Origin of the sequence: Vibrio sp. OPT46 (assembly GCF_015163535.1) — a bacterium.
Taxonomy (GTDB): Bacteria; Pseudomonadota; Gammaproteobacteria; order Enterobacterales; family Vibrionaceae; genus Vibrio; species Vibrio alginolyticus.
Window position 1 is genome coordinate 4375 of sequence record NZ_JADDYG010000796.1, and the last position, 1334, is coordinate 5708.

Annotated in this window: 2 protein-coding genes; one reads left to right on the forward strand and one right to left on the reverse strand. The window is 39.4% G+C overall.

Annotated features, from left to right (window positions below; translation table 11 throughout):
- Positions 1–4: 4 nt before the first annotated feature.
- Entirely contained in the window at positions 5–634 is a 630-nt protein-coding gene (locus IQR33_RS27875; protein WP_193838035.1) for a PepSY-associated TM helix domain-containing protein, read from the reverse strand.
- Between the two features lie 379 nt (positions 635–1013).
- On the opposite strand from IQR33_RS27875, the gene IQR33_RS27880 reads away from it, so the two are divergent.
- Positions 1014–1334, forward strand: a 321-nt coding sequence (locus IQR33_RS27880; protein ID WP_193844244.1) for a hypothetical protein, incomplete at its 3' end; no start/stop codon positions are given.

Genomic DNA, 1334 nt, shown 5'->3' on the forward strand with positions numbered 1-1334 from the left:
GCTGTTATGGAACAGCAACAAAATAAATTACGAGCGACAGTAACGTACCAAAGCTCATCCATTGCATTGACGTTCTGAGCGTCTTCTTCTTAGGCAGTAACAAGCACACGCCTGTAAGAACAAAAAACACCATCAAAAGCGCAGTGACGTCGATAAACCACTTCCAAATCCCACCACTGTTGCGTCCTTTATGTAGATCGTTCAGCAGCGCAACAATACCGTAGTGCGTCGTTTCGACGTCTGCTGCACCAGTAGTCATATCAATAAAGACCGTAGCGTTATAACCCGGGCCTTTAAAATCCATAGAAAGCTCTCCGAGTAACAACTCACCTTGCTCAACTTCGGTATACACATCTAGTGCGGAGGGAGTGCCGCGAAGCTCGGTTTCTTTAGTCATGAAAGCCACCAGCCCTTCACGATTAGGTTGAAAGGTATCTGAATGTGAGAATAAAACTGAGTGCGGAACCGTCAGAGTATGTTGTTGAATGATAGGTTCACTGCGTTCAAACAATTCGGGGCGATTGAGGGTAATACCAGTTACTGCAAAAAACAGCGTAACTAAGAGAAGAGCCATCGAAATATAGATATGTAGGCGGCGAGCCCAAGTTTGAACACCTTTGCTTTTAAGCAACATAGAAACAATCATCACCAATAAATGTGGGGCATAATTTAGGTGATAATCATTCGTATTGGCATTTAATTTACATTGTTTACTTTTTCAATTCAGCTTGGCTTGCACATGTTTTAGCTATTTGGCCCAATGCGAGTTACCGATTGCCTACCCTCTAGATAATAACCCTATCAATTTTAATGACTCAAAATTTAATGATATTTCCAATACTAAAAAGTGGGATAGACTCCACCAAAATGCGCCTTTATGTATATTTAATGAAAAGCTTAAAAGCTATCCATAAACTAGATAAAAAAGGTAAGCTAAGAAGTTAGTGTAGGGTTAGATAGAGAAGATTTTCTGATGCTAGCCAAACGTTATGGTGTAGTTCAGAAGGAAAAATATGAACAAGAATGTTGGAATAATTCTCTTATCACTTTTCTCAAGTGTCACTTTCGCAAGTGAAAAGTTTGAAGCCAGTTTGTTTAACAACGTAAGCCAATCTATCGATAATTATGGTGCTAAGATAAAGCTGTGCGAATCTATGGCAGACCAGAATACACCTGACAAACAAACCCTAGAGTATTCAAAGAAGCATATAGAAGCATTAACTCCTGTTCTGCCGTTTTTAAGCGAGAAAGCTTTTGAGGCTTGTGTATTAAAAGAGAAGCAAGAGCTAGCATATTATCTATTAATAGCAAAAAATAACGCTTCAAGAACCTCA